The sequence below is a fragment of the Microcoleus sp. N9_A2 genome (assembly GCF_036701775.1).
Taxonomy (GTDB): domain Bacteria; phylum Cyanobacteriota; class Cyanobacteriia; order Cyanobacteriales; family Microcoleaceae; genus Microcoleus.
The window spans coordinates 1-14,541 of record NZ_JAUBRH010000051.1; the positions used below are offsets into that span (position 1 = coordinate 1).

Sequence of the window (14,541 nt, forward strand, 5' to 3'; positions counted from 1 at the left end):
TTAATTACATAAAGACTTCTTGCTAGGTAAGGCTTTCACGCGAAATATTGTGTAATTAATTTTGCACGACTACTTAAATGCTGTTTTCTGAGTTTTTCAGCAAGCCCTATATATTTCTGCGTCTCGGACTGATATAAAAAAAGAAAATTGAAAGTTTTGGTTTTGTTCCTCAACCTAACCTACACTATTAATAATTTGTGTAAGGGGAATGTTTATTACTAACTCTCATTATTCACGACACGGAAGTTACGGAAATACGGATAACTGTTGTTTTCCTGAGTCCTTCTTCTTTCTTGCTTCTTCCTTCTTCTTTCAACGTCCCAATTCCTCGTTACTAATTCCCAAATGACTCGCTTAGCCACAACAATAGAAGCCATACTTTACTTAAAAGGTCAGCCGGTCTCAATAGCAGAAATTGCCGAGATTGCCAAGTGCGATCGAGCCGAAGCCGAAGACGCCATCATCGAACTCATGTCTGACTCGTCCCACCGCGACAGTGCATTAGAAGTCGTCGAAACCCCCACAGGATACAGCCTGCAACTCAGAGAAGAGTTTGCCAGTTTAATGCAAACTTTAATACCTCCAGAATTAGGTGTTGGAGCTTTGCGGACGCTAGCGGCGATCGCCCTCAAAGGCGGCATCGCTCAGCCAGATTTAGTTAACTTGCGAGGTTCAGGAGCTTACCAACAAGTGCAGGAACTTGTAGAAATGGGTTTCGTCCGCAAACGGCGGCCGGCTGAGGGGCGGTCGTATTGGTTACAAGTTACCGAGAAATTTCATCGGTACTTTCAAGTAGACCAACTCCCAAAACAATTGCAAATTGACTTTCAGGCAAATTTGTACCCAAGCAATGACGAGTAGTTTGAAGTAGAATGTAACCAGCCAGAAATTAAGAATCGCCAAATGGTTTTTCACCCTGACTTTGACACATCCAATGCCCAACAAACCGCAGTCAATCCACTGCTGAAGTACCTCCAACACCAATCCCCGGAGGTTCTAGCCCGAGTCGCCAAGTCCGTCAGCCCCGACATCAGAGAAATAATCTCTCATAACGTTCAAGGACTTGTCGGCGTTTTGCCTTCAGAAAATTTTAACGTCGAAATTACCACTGACCGCGAAAACTTAGCAGGTTTGCTAGCTTCAGCGATGATGACAGGCTATTTTTTGAGGCAAATGGAGCAGAGGATGCACCTAGAAGAAAATTTAGCAAGCACCAGCTCGATTCAAACAAACTCGCCCAAAGACAAGTAAAAAGATCAACGGGTTGGGGAAGCCAGAAAGATGAAAGTTGTTCAGAAAAATCCATAATCCTGAATCCTGGAGGCACAGGGAATTAAGAAACCGGGCTGTTAACCGGGTATCCCTCGCCCTACACCGAGGATTTTGGTAAAAAACCCCGGTTGCTGCGTCCAAGACTATAAAGCATCAGATTTATCTTTCATCCTCCACCGTTTGCAAATAAATACCAGTGTCACAAAAGAATGCAACTGTAGGTAAGATCGAAATCCTTATGCAGTAAGTCATTCCCCATTCTTTAATCGAACCTCGAAAATGGTATTACCCACCGGCTGCGCTACCCGATAGGGGAAAAGCACCCGGACGTACTTTAATATTCTGAACTTGACCCAAACGGTTAATTTCCAGTTCGAGTTCTTTGCCCACAACAGTGTTTTCCACCCGTTCTTGCACGTCCCCGGGAGTGTTAACCGCAATTCCGTCAACTTTTTGAATGACATCTCCGGCGCGCAAGTCGGCTTTTTGGGCGGGGGAATTTTCCACGACTCGCGTCACGGCTACGCCTTGATCGAGGGTAATTTTATTATTATCGAGCTGTTTGTTGAGTTCTGCCTTGGTGGCGGCAGTCAAGCTGACCATTTGAATGCCGAGATAGGGATGTTCGGCTCTACCTTTGGCGAATAACTGATCGGAAATTCGTTTGGCGGTTTCGATCGGAATTGCAAATCCCAAGCCCTGAGCGTCGGCGCGGATAGCGGTATTGATGCCAATTACTTCGCCTTGGTCATTGAGCAGGGGGCCGCCTGAATTGCCGGGGTTGATGGCGGCGTCGGTTTGGATGAAGCGGACTCGCTTGTCGGGGATGCCGACTTGAGAACTCGATCGACCCGTAGCGCTGATAATGCCCACAGTCACGGTATTGTCGAGACCTAAAGGATTGCCGATCGCGATCGCCCACTGTCCCGGTACAATATTGTCCGATCGACCCAAAGCCACCTGCGGCAGTTCCTTAGCATTAATCTTAACCACAGCGACATCCGTCAGCGGATCGACTCCCTGCACCTTACCCTCAAACTCGCGGCCGTCTTTGAGCGTCACCTTGACAGTATCCGTCCCGGAGACAACGTGAGCATTAGTAACGATGCGGCCGTCAGAAGTGAGAATAAACCCGGAACCCGTACCTCTCTTGGTTCGTTCTTCCGGCTGCGGCAAATTCTCCCCAAAAAACCGACGAAACAAAGGATTTTTGAATGCTTCGGGGACTTGATTCGCCACCTTGCTCGATGCGTCAATCCGCACTACAGCCGGGCCGACTTTTTCGGCTGCTTCAGCAATAAAATTGGGATTGCTGCGATCGACCGCCCGATTTTCCAGAACTGGAGGAGAGGGATAGGGGGGGATTTGCTGGCGCACTACTGGCAAAACCAATCCGGTTTCCAGATTGTTTGAGCCTTGCAGATAGCGATTCCCCAACCATCCCATACCTCCGCCGATTGACAGCAAAGTCACATAAAGGGTCGTTTGCTTAAAAGATAAACTCATTTAATAACTCCCGCTAGATACCTCATCCCCGCAGACACGTTCGCAATCAAGCATTTTTGTCTTGGCGACGGGAAGGAAGCGGGGCGGGGCGTACCGCTTCCTCAAGAACATAGCTGTTAACAGGCAGGCGCTGATGGGCATCACAGGCAATTTTGCCGGATTTGCCAAGAGCGACTCACTCAAACTAATAATTCTCATCCTAACTTGGCTTAGCCTGGGATTTACAGTCTGGGGGGTGGCTAGAGCTTGTAAATATGAAGCTTCACAGGATTTAAAAATTGTCAACTGTCCCCAATGAATACTTTTTTATATAGATAATGAGGTTTAAACGCTTATTTCCGCTGATTTCTGCACTAATTTGGTCGATCGCACCCGTTGGGAAAACGGCGGCAAATACCGAAATCCCACCTGCAAATCTTCCTTTAGGTACACCTGTAGAAAACCCCGACCCCGCCCGCGATTGCCCCAGTCCGGCTATGTCTCGGTTGCGCCGCCACACTGTGGCCCAGGGCGAAACAATAGAAAGCATCGCGCGGCAGTACAATGTGAGTCCTGCGGCGCTGATCGGGATAAATCCGATGTTGCGGGGCGGTGGAGTATCTGCTGGAAGTGCGATCGTCATTCCTCCGTACAGTGGCATCGAGGTAGAAGTGCCTGCGGGCTGGAATTGGCAAAAACTGGCAGAAGCTTACAAAGTGCCCGCAGATTTGCTCTTTGAGGCGAATGGGTGCAGGCCTTTGGGGAAAACGGTGTTTGTGCCTGCGGTGAACAGGTCGATCGGGCCTTCTATCAATCCCGATGCAACGCCATCGGTGCAAGGATTTCCGCTGCCCGCCCCTGCAGTGGAAGCTTTGCGTTACGGGTGGCAATTGCATCCGGCGCGGCGCGAATTTTTTTTCCACAGCGGCGTAGATTTTTTGGCGTCGGAGGGTACGCAGGTTTTGGCCGCAGGCGAGGGGACAGTCGCCTTTGCCGGGCCGCAGGGGGATTACGGGAATTTAGTGGTGGTGAACCATGAAGCGGGGAAGCAAACGCGCTACGCTCATTTGAAAGATATTGCGGTAAAAGTCGGTCAAAAAGTGCTGTCTGGAGAAGTTTTGGGAACTGTCGGGACCACGGGAAAACGGGACATTCCGCCATCTCATTTGCATTTTGAAGTTCGCTACAATTCGGGTTTGGGTTGGGTTGCTGAAGACCCGCTGCTTTATTTGCAAGCGACTATTAAAAAATAGGATTGTTAGTGTGCTGGGGGGGTGACAAGCCGCCCGAAATCCAGAGGGGGGTAAGGATTGAGCTGTGTTGTGGTAAAAAAAGATAGGCAGCAGAATTATTACACGATTGCCTATTCCAAAAAATATGTTACCAACATTTTACCAGACTCACTTACAAAAACAACTGACGCAAAGCCCGTTTATTTTACTCACAATCTTTTTGAACCTGATAAAATCCGAGAAACAAGTAACGATCGCACTAATCGGGTTTCCATTAATCACTTATTGGTGAACAACTTATTGCCCGATCGCACATTTCTCTCAAATTCGATCGCCCATAAACAAAAAACCCGATCGCACATTTCTCTCAAATTCGATCGCCCTGAAACCGACTGAAAATTTGTCTGCTTTGTGACACAGCCCGCCGGGGGTTGAAACCCCCGTCTCATAGCTAAAGTCGGTTGAAACCGACTGAAAATTCGCATGAAACCGATACACATCAACTAACTCTTCAGTCCTCTTTCAGAGGACTTTCGCTATGAGACAGGGGTTTCAACCCCTGGCGGACTCGGCAACGAACCAACTAGCCCCTGGCGCGGACTAACTAACGGACTAACAAATCAAATTCGATCGCCCATCAACCCAAAAACCCGATCGCCCATCCACAAAAACCGATCGCCCCTTTCCCTAAAAGTCGATCCAAATACTATCTCTGGAAAATAAAAATTGCTCGCTCTTTTTAAGGCAAGTAACCCAAGGTAAATAATATGATATTTTCTAAGTGTACCAGTATCTCTGGATTGACTTCACCAATCTTATTTCGCAATCTTGTTTTATCCAAAACTCGCAGTTGATGGCACAAAGCAACAGAATCTTGAGTCAATCCTCCCTCACCGCCGGGAATCAAAACACAGGAAGGAAGAGATGCACGGCGCAGATTTGTGGTGAGAGGAATACTGATAACAGTAGTTGTGTATCTCGAAATTGTATCGTTTTGAAAAATAATTGTGGGACGCACGCCTGCTTGTTCGGAACCTTGTGTGGGATCGAGGTTGGCAATCCAGATTTCACCTCGTCTGATTGTCATGCCAAATCCTCATGTTTGAGGAGTTCTGAATATTCGCTGATTCCGAGTTCCGCCAGTTGTCGGTCTTCTTCGGCAAATTCGCTGTAGAGTGCAGCTAAGTTAGTTTCGTCGATCGCAGGAATAGTCACTAATCTGGCACGGAATTTCAGGAAGCTAATAAATTCAAATACTTGTTGGAGTTGTTCTCGATCAAACTTTTCTAATTCTTGTTGGATTAACTCTCTCATGACATTCATTTTTGTTGTCAAGTTTTCTGTATTATAGCCCGATCGCCCATAAACCCAAAAACCCGATCGCTCCAATCAACACAAAAACCCGATCGCACATTTCTCTCAAATCCGATCGCCCGATCAACAAAAAACCCGATCGCCCAATAAACCCAAAAACCCGATCGCCCATCCACCAAAAACCCGGCGGTTGAAAACCCGGCGGTTAGAAACCGCCGAGGATTTCAAATTAGATCGCCCGAATCGACCCAAAAATCCAATTATCACCCGCCGCTAACTCCCTCCAATCGCAGGAAATGCACCCGGCCCGATCGATCGCCCGCTACAACTGTCAGTCCATCAGGGGCGATCGCACAGCAAGTAAACGCACCATCGCCGCTGAAACTAGCAACCTCATTGCCACTAAGCAGATCCCAGATTTTCACGGTTTTATCGTCTGAAGCTGAAATTGCGAGTTGGCCGTCAGATGCGATCGCTACTCCCCATACGCAGTCAGTATGACCTGTGAGAATTCTCAGTTCCCTGCCGTTGTTTATGTCCCAGATTTTTAGGGTTCGATCGTTTGAAGCGGAAATCGCTGTATTACTGTCTGGTGCGATCGCTACTCCCAATACCTCGCTAGTATGACCGGTGAGAGTTTTCAGTTCCCTGCCGCTGTTTATGTCCCAGATTTTGAGGGTGTTATCGTCTGAAGCCGAAATCGCTGTCTTGCCGTCGGGTGCGATCGCGACTGCATTTACCGACTCAGTATGACCCGTCATAGTTCTCAATTTCCTTCCATTGTAGATGTCCCAGATTTTGAGGGTGTAATCCCTTGAAGCCGAAATCGCTGTCTTGCTGTCTGGTGCGATTGTGACTGCATTTACCGGCTTAGTATGACCGGTCATAGTTCTCAGTTCCTTGCCACTGTTTGTGTCCCAGATTTTGAGGGTTTTATCCCAGGAACCGGAAATTGCTCGCTTGCCGTCGGGTGCGATCGCGACTGCATATACCAAGTTAGTATGACCGATGAGAGCTTTCAGTTCCCTACCGGTGTCTGTGTCCCAGATTTTGAGGGTTTTATCCCTTGAAGCCGAAATCACTGTCTTGCCGTCGGGTGAGATCGCGACTGCATTTACCTCCCGAATATTACCAGCGATAGTTCTCAATTCCCTGTCGCTGTCAATGTCCCAGATTTTAAGGGTTCGATCGTTTGAAGCGGAAATTGCTCGCTTGCCGTCGGGTGCGATCGCGACTGCTGTTACCGCATAAGTATGACCGGTGAGAGTTCTCAATTCTCTTCCATTGTCGATGTCCCAGATTTTGAGAGTGCGATCCCTTGAAGCGGAAATCACTCGTTTGCCGTCGGGTGCGATCGCAACGGCAAATACTACAACAATATGACCGGTGAGAGTTCTCAATTCCCTGCCACTGTCGATGTCCCAGATTTTCAGGGTTTTATCCCATGAAGCCGAAATTGCTCGTTTCCCATCTGGTGCGATCGCAACTGATAATACCGACCTAAAATGACCGATGATAGTTCTCAATTCTGTGCCACTGTCGATGTCCCAAATTTTCAGGGTTCTATCCCCATCCCAGATTTTCTTATCGCCTGAAGCCGAAATCGCTCGTTTGCCGTCGGGTGCGATCGCGACTGCTGTTACCGCATAAGTATGACCGATGAGAGTTCTGAGTTCAGTGCCACTGTCGATGTCCCAGATTTTCAGGGTTTTATCCTTTGAAGCCGAAATTGCTCGTTTGCCGTCTGGTGCGATCGCTACTCCCCATACCTCGCCAGTATGACCGGTGAGAGTTCTGAGTTCTGTGCCACTATCGATGTCCCAGATTTTCAGGGTTTTATCGTCTGAAGCCGAAATCACTCGTTTGCCGTCTGGTGCGATCGCTACTCCCCATACCTCACCAGTATGACCGATGAGAGTTCTGAGTTCCGTGCCACTGTCGATGTCCCAGATTTTCAGGGTTTTATCCCCTGAAGCCGAAATCACTCGTTTGCCGTCTGGTGCGATCGCGACTGCTTTTACCCCGTCAGTATGACCGGCAAGCGTCTGCAGCGCACCCTCATTTGCCCTTTCCAGATTAGCCTTCAAAGGCCGCAGCCAAGGAGTATTTTTCGACTGCTTTGCTTGTTCTAGCATGGCTTGAATGTCATCAGGAGATGAGATTTTTTCCGTCACTTTTTTGACAGGTTTACGGGGGGAAAATCTAGAAATTAATGGTAAATACTCCCAAAAATACTTAGATTCATCTATAATCATAGTTATTTCATCAGGTAGCAACCTCCCCAACAAATGCCCTGCTAATTGCGTTTTATCCCTCTCCAAAACGTGCGCCGACTTCCGAATTGCCCCTTGAATCAACCGCAAAGTTTCAGTTTGCTCCGGCGATAGCAAAACATCAGAAACTATCGCCAAATCGTAATCCTCAATTAACGCTTGAACCCCCAACGCATCCAACTTCGCCTCAATAAAATCAAAATCCGTCAACAACTGATGCAGCCGTTCCCCTTGAACACTCTGGGCCAAATGCCCCGGCAGAGTTTCCAAAGCATAAAGCCGCTTTTGCGGCGACATTTTCCCCAACCGTTCTTTAAACTTACTCATCGCCGTACAAATCCTTCCACAAATTATCAGAAATCGCCGTTTCGATATCCCGCAGTGACACCCCAGCTTTCTGCACCACATCTTTGCGGTGGAGAAATCTTTGGAAACTCGCGTGATAGATACTGTAATCAGGCGGAGTGTCGCCGCTACGGCGCAGAAACTGTTCCCAATCATCCAGAACTTCCTGCAAATCTAAAGCATCTTCCTCAGCAAAATCCGCCAAAATATCGCAGGAAACCGGCTTGCGAGTTTTGGTCAACAAATAAATCACCTTCAACTTCCGGCGGCGCAATTCTTTATCTCTCACCGCCATTTCCATCCGCGCCCAGTGCTTCTCATAATATCCTTCCAACTCCCTCGGCAAATCTTGCAAATTCACATCGCTGTACTTGCCGCTGTCGATATCATTCAGCACGTAGCGCAGGTACATAAAATTATTCTGGCTTTTTTCCGCCACCGCCGCCACAAACTGTTCTCGCTGCAAATTTTGACGGTTAATCCAACTCTGAATTGACGCGCTGTTGCTAGTGCGTTTGTCAATATAAAGCTTGACATCCGCCAAACTTTCTGCACTGTACTGCATCAAATCAAAAACCTGATGATTTGGCAAAGGCAGCCTTTTCGGCTGCTTCGAGACAATAAAATAAACATTATCCGGCAAAGCATCTGGCAAATAGAGGACATTGCTGCCACGCCCCTGATCGCTCATATCGACTTCATCGAGGGCATCCACAACAAAAACTAACTTTTTTCCGCCCAATTTAGCACTTACTTCCCCCAACAATCGACTGAGAAAATTGCCATCTGTAGTTGCATTTTCTGGCAATTTTGGGTAATCCAGTTTAAAGGCTTGAATTAACTGAGTGCAGGCATTTTCCAGAAATTGCTTTGCCTTTACAGTGCCTTGAGATTGCGAGTTAAAATGGACAACACAGCGGCGCTTCAGCAGCAGCACTAACTTGGCCATAATTGAACTTTTCCCGACTCCCGGATCGGCTTCTAAAACAAAATATCCTTTGGGATTTTTCTGCAAGAATTCGATAATTGCTTCAAAGACAAATTGGCGGCCTGTAAAGTCTTGAGTGCGGTCTTGAATAATCGTTTCGCACTCGTAGGGAAGCGGCAATCGGGGTGCGGAAGTATCAACAAATCGTTCCAGCAAATTCTGAACTTGCCCCAAATCGGATCGGATGCCAATTTCTATGGATTCCAATTTCCCCATCACTTGACAAATCTGCTGCCCAGTTGCCACGGCCTCCAATTTGTCCAGAATTTCCCCATTCTGCAGCCCCAAATCTTTGAGTTCTGCCAAAGCAATTTGGTGGAGATTCAACAGCATCGCCGCAAACTTTTCTCCTCCCTTCGCCGCATCCAGTTTCAGCACTTCGCGGTACGCTTTCGGGAAAGTTGCGTACAGCTTGTCCGCCACAAATTCCACAATTTCCGCATCGAAGGATTTGCCCTCGCTGGCCGCGAATTCGTTGAGGAAAGTTGCCCAATCTGCCGTTGTCAATCCGGTAACTCGATCGAACTCCTCGGCATCCGCAGAAAAAATCTTGGTTAACTGGTCTTCGGAAATGTTTAAACCCCTTGACAAATCGGCTGTATTCGTGTTAATATCCAGCCAGTATTCAGGAGTCTTCTCTGCTAATTGACTGAGTGCTGTTTCTGGATAAGGCAATTTTTTGGTTTCGGCGATCGCAATTAGGCGATCGGACTTCGCAACCTCTCTCAAAATATAGCCGATCGCCTCACCCGCCGCCTTAATCAAATCGTGATTATCGAGAATCCTCGGATTTTTGCTCAACCCTTTCGTCATCCGATTTGCCAGTTCATCAGCGGCCATAGTCTCAGCGAGACTACCAGCAATCGCTGCTAAAATAGAAACTCCCCCAAGTGCGATCGGGCCGCCCATCATACCCGCTGCTGCTTGAGTTGCCGGATTGGCGATCGCGCTTGAAATAAGTTGACCAACAGCCATCACCGCACTGTATCCAATTACCCTAATTTTAGTATTAGCTAAATCAATTAACGGCATAAAATAAACATTCCTCTTTTAAATAGTTGGTAGTAATTATATCTTGCACGCTTGCGTTTAGTCCGTCGGGGGTTTAAACCCCCGCCTCATAGCGAAAGTCGGTTTCAACCGACTGAAAAGTTACTTGATGTCAAAAGGTTTTTAGTCCTCATTGCGAGAACTTGCGCTAGGATACAGGGGTTTTAAACCCTGGCGGTTATTGCAACAAATGCAATAACTCAAATATTGCAACTACAAAACAGCAGCAACACTTGCCATCAACAACCCTTGAAACAATTTCACCCCATCAGTTTCGCCCAACATCGGATCGGATGCCCGTTCTGGATGCGGCATCATTCCTAACACATTGCCCGCCCGATTGCAAATGCCGGCAATATTATTTAACGAACCGTTCGGATTGCCAGCATCGCTAATTTTGCCCGCCTCTGTGCAGTAGCGAAATAGCACTTGATCGTGTTCTTCTAGTTCTGCTAAAGTATCCGCATCAGCATAATAGTTGCCTTCACCGTGGGCGATCGGCAAATCGATGATTTCACCCAAAGTATAAGCCGCAGTCCAAGGAGTATTACCGCGTTCGACTTTCAAAGAAGCGCGATCGCAAATAAAATTCAATCCCGCATTCCGCACCAGCGCCCCCGGCAACAAACCAGCTTCAGTCAACACCTGAAAACCGTTGCAGATGCCGAGTACAAGCTTTCCTTGTTTCGCGTGTTCCGCAGTAGCCCGCATCGCCGGAGAAAAACGGGCGATCGCGCCGCACCGCAAATAATCTCCGTAACTGAAACCGCCGGGAATTACAATGATGTCAATATCCGAAATATCGGTATCTTCGTGCCAAATCATCCGCGTCGGTTGGTGCAGTAACCCTTGAGTTACCCACACCACATCGCGATCGCAATTTGAGCCCGGAAAAACAATAACTCCAAATTTCATAAGCTGAAGGAAGAAGGAAGAAGGAAGTTCGGCAACGGATTATGTAACGGATGTAACGGATGTCAGGAAGAAGGAAGAGGTATCAACTTAAGACTAAAATCTTATGTTTCTCTCCCTTGTATCTAAGTCTCGATCCCCCTAAATCCCCCTTAAGAAGGGGAGTAGGGGTTGACTTTGAGTGTTCCGAGTTCCCGCGTTTTTAACAGAGACTTTGAATGCTCTTGTCCCCCCCTTATTAAGGGGGGTTAGGGGGGATCTCCGGGTTTAAAAACACCCTAGGGACGATCGCATTTATGTCGCCGCTGTCTCCACAGCAACAGGAATTTCAGTCAAATCAAAGCGATAATTTTCAACCACTGGATTCGCCAAAAGTTGGTCGCAAACGCGATCGAGTTGTTCGCGGGCCTGGGACTCACCAGCAGCAGTCAGCGTCAATTCAACGTACTTCCCGATTCGCACACGCTCAACATTGTCGTATCCCATGTGTTGCAAGCCAGACTGTACGGCAGTGCCGGCGGGATCTAAAACAGAAGGGCGGAGGGTAACATAGATTTGGGCAAGATATTTCTGAGTCACGGGAATGTTGCGGTAGGTGATGTGAAAGTTAGCCCCATTGTATTCTACAACCGAGCTGCGCGCCGATCGCCATTTGGTTCGCCCAAGTAAGATAGCCTAGAAACAGGGACAGATTTGACTCCAGCAGATTCGAGAAAAAAATTATGAGAACCAACCACACCCGCAGTCAGGAGCGTATTTTAAACTTGCTCAAAGTCCTGAATCGATCGCTCTCAGCGCAAGATATCTACTTAGAACTGCGTAACAGCGACCAAAGCATGGGCTTAGCAACAGTTTACCGCTCCCTCGACGGTTTAAAGCGAGAGGGGTTCGTTCACGTCAGAACCCTCGCTAGTGGCGAGTCTCTCTACGGTGCCGCCCACCAAGACCAACACCACCTAACTTGTCTGGAATGTGGCGCGTCAATTACGATCGACGAATGCCCTGTCCACCATTTAGAAAGCCAACTGCAACAATCTCATTCTTTCAAGATTTATTATCACACTTTGGAGTTTTTCGGATTGTGCGATCGATGTACTTTGGCTCAAGAATCTTAGAAAAGTTATTAGTCATGAGTGATATCAATTCCGGTTACACTCATCATAAATGTTGACTGTAGAAGGAGGGGTCGAAAAACTGCATGGTTGAGTGTTAACTGTTAACTCGATTTTATGATTCCGATGCAACCGCAAACGATATAGCAATCCTCGGATCATTTGTGAATTTATTACTTTCTCCCCGCGGGTTCGGGGAGAGTTGGGGTGGGGTGCAAAAGTGAGATGCTCCCGGTGTTGTTTGTGTAGCGACAGATTTCAACCTGTTGTTTTATTAACTCGCTCAAGGATGCAAAAACTCTAAATGATCTCCGGGAATCGATCGCAATTTTGCAGCAGATCCTTGCAGTTTCAACCTACCGCGTTCTAACATGATAATCCAATCGGCGCGATCGATCACTCGCGGCCTGTGACTGATGAAAATCGTGGTTTTCCCCTGCCGATACATCAACAATTGTTCTAAAACTTCCGCTTCGCTTGCGGGGTCAAGCCCTGCGGTCGATTCGTCTAAAATCAATACGGGCGGGTTATTGAGAATGGCACGGGCGATCGCCAATCTTTGTCTTTGTCCGCCAGAAATATTCGCTCCAAACTCCCCTAAAACAGTTTGATATTTATCCGGCAATTGGCTGATAAATTCATCCGCCCCCGCAATTTTGCAGACTTTAACAATCTGTTCAAAGCTGATATCTGGACTGCCCAAACGAAAATTTTCGAGAATCGATCTGCTCCAAAAATGTGCTTCTTGAGGAACCAATACTACCTGCTGTCTGAGACTGTCGAGAGACAAATCCTGCAAGTTGTAACCGCCAATTCTAATATTACCAGATTGCAGCGGATACAGACCAGCAATTACTTTAGCTAGCGTACTTTTTCCGCAGCCAGAATAGCCGATCAAAGCAATTGCTTGACCGCCGGGAAACGTAACGGAAAAATTTTCCAGCAAGTCAAGTCGGCCGGGGTAGTGAAAATTAACACTCTTGCAAACAATACCGTCGCGGTTCTGAATTGTTACAAAAGGTTTATTCGTATCGTCTTTAGTTTCGGGTTCAGCATCGATGACTTCCGACAGCCGTTGAGTAGCTGTCTGCACGCGAGTCATCTCATCAGTAAATCCTACTAGCGAGTTCACCCAAGTAGTAACGTTTTGATTCATGCTAATAAACGCTAGCAACTGACCTATACTCAATACCTTGTCAATCACCAAACCGCTACCAAGCCACAGCAGAGTAATGCTGCCAGCAGAGGCAACAAACCCAGAAAATATATTGTTGAGAATGCCAATTTGTGTAGTGCGAAAAGTGAGCTTTGCTAAGCGACCGAAGCGGGTTTGAAATTCTTCCCAAAGTTGCTGACCGCTGCTAGTAGTTTTGATAGTCAGCGCGCCTTTAAACGTTTCTACTAAGACGCCTTGAGTTTCTGCTTCCAGCACAAATAAACTGCGCGTTTTTTGCTGCAAAATGGGCAAAAATACCACTGTAGAGGCAGTCATTAATAGAGCTATAGCTGTAGCTGCTAACGTCAGTTCCTTGCTGTAAAATAACATAAAAACAAAAGAAACTACAGCGATAAAAAATTGACTAGGCAAGCTGATAGCGACTTGAGAAACTAATTTATTGATTTCTTGGATATCTTGTAATCTACTGACAATTTCGCCACTGCGTCTGGTTTCGTAAAAACTCAAAGGTAATCGCAGGAATTTGCGCGCAAATTCCATCACCAATCCCAATTCTAAACGCTGAGAAAACTGAGCAATTAAGTTCGACTGTACCAATCCTAAACTGCTGCTAAAAAGGTTCATAACTATAACTGCGATCGCCACACTCGCCAGGAGTTGTCTGTCGCCCCGCACCAGAATGTCGTCGGTGAGCAGTTGAACGAGAAAAGGCGAAGAAATCGACAGCAAACCCAACACTGCATTCAGCAAAAATGCTTCCATTAAAATCGGGCGATAAATCCCAATCCGGCGCATCCATTTTTGTAAAGAATTGGCGGGGGGTTGACCCTCTGCGGCCGCAAAAAACCGCTCCGCATCCGGTTCTACTAGCAAGCACAGCCAATCTGTCCAAGCTGCTGCTAATTCTGCTTTAGAAACATAGCGCATACCGACAGCGGGATCGCCGATCGCATATTTTTCGCCCTGTTTTCCGTACAAAACAACCCAGTGATAACCACTCCAGTGAATAATTGCCGGTAAAGGTGCTTCGTCAATTTTGTCTAAAATAGCAGCGGCTGCTCGCACGGATCGAGCATTAAAGCCGATCGCCTCAGCACCTTGTTTCAAGCCCAGTAAAGTCGTCCCCTTTTGGCCAGTGCCCGCACATTCTCGCAAGCGACTAATAGTAAAATTCTGTCCGTAAAATTTCGCTATCGAAGCCAAACAAGCCGCCCCGCAATCTTCTTCGCTCTGCTGGATCACAACCTGATATTTCTTAAACCTGTTAACTTGTCCGAATAATGGCATTTTGCCGATCAAAGGGATGTTCTTTAACATTTTGAAAAATGAATAATGGGTAGAGCATAATGAACATTACTCATCACCAACTAGCCAATCAGCA

The 14,541-nt window shown here is 47.2% G+C and carries 14 protein-coding genes; 5 read left to right on the forward strand and 9 right to left on the reverse strand.

All coding sequences use genetic code 11. The features are described from left to right. Positions 1-345 precede the first annotated feature (345 nt). Together scpB and QUA44_RS23145 are read left to right on the forward strand one after the other, a co-directional pair. The gene (scpB, locus tag QUA44_RS23140; protein ID WP_006635908.1) at positions 346-861 is read left to right on the forward strand and encodes an SMC-Scp complex subunit ScpB; all 516 of its coding nucleotides are present in this window, start codon (positions 346-348) and stop codon (positions 859-861) included. Between the two features lie 42 nt (positions 862-903). Then, positions 904-1,251 carry a DUF760 domain-containing protein gene (locus QUA44_RS23145; protein ID WP_333254795.1) on the forward strand — a complete coding sequence of 116 codons (348 nt, stop codon included), beginning with the start codon at positions 904-906 and terminating at the stop codon, positions 1,249-1,251. Between the two features lie 306 nt (positions 1,252-1,557). Here the strand turns inward: QUA44_RS23145 and QUA44_RS23150 are convergent, their stop codons facing one another. Beyond that, the gene (locus tag QUA44_RS23150) at positions 1,558-2,778 is read right to left on the reverse strand and encodes an HhoA/HhoB/HtrA family serine endopeptidase (protein WP_333254793.1); all 1,221 of its coding nucleotides are present in this window, start codon (positions 2,776-2,778) and stop codon (positions 1,558-1,560) included. Positions 2,779-3,095: 317 nt separating this feature from the next. Between QUA44_RS23150 and QUA44_RS23155 the strand changes: the two genes are divergently transcribed. Next, positions 3,096-4,010: a M23 family metallopeptidase gene (locus QUA44_RS23155; protein ID WP_333254791.1), complete on the forward strand. Its 915-nt coding sequence runs from the start codon at positions 3,096-3,098 to the stop codon at positions 4,008-4,010. Positions 4,011-4,079: 69 nt separating this feature from the next. Then, on the forward strand, positions 4,080-4,385 hold the full coding sequence (locus QUA44_RS23160) for a hypothetical protein (RefSeq protein ID WP_333254789.1): 306 nt from the start codon (positions 4,080-4,082) through the stop codon (positions 4,383-4,385). Positions 4,386-4,728: 343 nt separating this feature from the next. On the opposite strand, the gene QUA44_RS23165 is transcribed toward QUA44_RS23160, so the two are convergent. The 7 genes from QUA44_RS23165 to purS all read right to left on the reverse strand — a co-directional run bounded on the left by QUA44_RS23165 (position 4,729) and on the right by purS (position 11,450). Next, positions 4,729-5,076, reverse strand: coding sequence for a type II toxin-antitoxin system PemK/MazF family toxin (locus QUA44_RS23165; protein WP_333254788.1), 348 nt, complete (start codon positions 5,074-5,076; stop codon positions 4,729-4,731). Further along, the gene (locus QUA44_RS23170; RefSeq protein ID WP_333309948.1) at positions 5,073-5,303 is read right to left on the reverse strand and encodes a hypothetical protein; all 231 of its coding nucleotides are present in this window, start codon (positions 5,301-5,303) and stop codon (positions 5,073-5,075) included. Before QUA44_RS23170 ends, QUA44_RS23165 begins: the two co-directional genes overlap by 4 nt. A gap of 31 nt (positions 5,304-5,334) precedes the next feature. Next, the gene (locus QUA44_RS23175) at positions 5,335-5,475 is read right to left on the reverse strand and encodes a hypothetical protein (RefSeq protein WP_333254785.1); all 141 of its coding nucleotides are present in this window, start codon (positions 5,473-5,475) and stop codon (positions 5,335-5,337) included. 91 nt (positions 5,476-5,566) lie between these two features. After that, on the reverse strand, positions 5,567-7,903 hold the full coding sequence (locus QUA44_RS23180) for a beta-propeller domain-containing protein (RefSeq protein WP_333254783.1): 2,337 nt from the start codon (positions 7,901-7,903) through the stop codon (positions 5,567-5,569). Next, positions 7,896-9,941, reverse strand: a complete 2,046-nt coding sequence (locus tag QUA44_RS23185; protein ID WP_333254781.1) for an ATP-binding protein — start codon at positions 9,939-9,941, stop codon at positions 7,896-7,898. Before QUA44_RS23185 ends, QUA44_RS23180 begins: the two co-directional genes overlap by 8 nt. A gap of 231 nt (positions 9,942-10,172) precedes the next feature. Beyond that, complete coding sequence (gene purQ / locus QUA44_RS23190; RefSeq protein ID WP_333254779.1) at positions 10,173-10,874, reverse strand: phosphoribosylformylglycinamidine synthase subunit PurQ; 702 nt, start codon at positions 10,872-10,874, stop codon at positions 10,173-10,175. A 291-nt stretch (positions 10,875-11,165) separates the two neighbouring features. After that, positions 11,166-11,450, reverse strand: coding sequence for a phosphoribosylformylglycinamidine synthase subunit PurS (gene purS / locus QUA44_RS23195; RefSeq protein WP_333254777.1), 285 nt, complete (start codon positions 11,448-11,450; stop codon positions 11,166-11,168). A gap of 143 nt (positions 11,451-11,593) precedes the next feature. Between purS and QUA44_RS23200 the strand changes: the two genes are divergently transcribed. Next, positions 11,594-11,986 carry a Fur family transcriptional regulator gene (locus QUA44_RS23200; RefSeq protein WP_172184862.1) on the forward strand — a complete coding sequence of 131 codons (393 nt, stop codon included), beginning with the start codon at positions 11,594-11,596 and terminating at the stop codon, positions 11,984-11,986. Between the two features lie 280 nt (positions 11,987-12,266). Here the strand turns inward: QUA44_RS23200 and QUA44_RS23205 are convergent, their stop codons facing one another. Continuing rightward, positions 12,267-14,477 (reverse strand): peptidase domain-containing ABC transporter, encoded by a 2,211-nt coding sequence (locus QUA44_RS23205; protein WP_333254775.1) that lies wholly within the window; start codon positions 14,475-14,477, stop codon positions 12,267-12,269. Positions 14,478-14,541 lie beyond the last annotated feature (64 nt).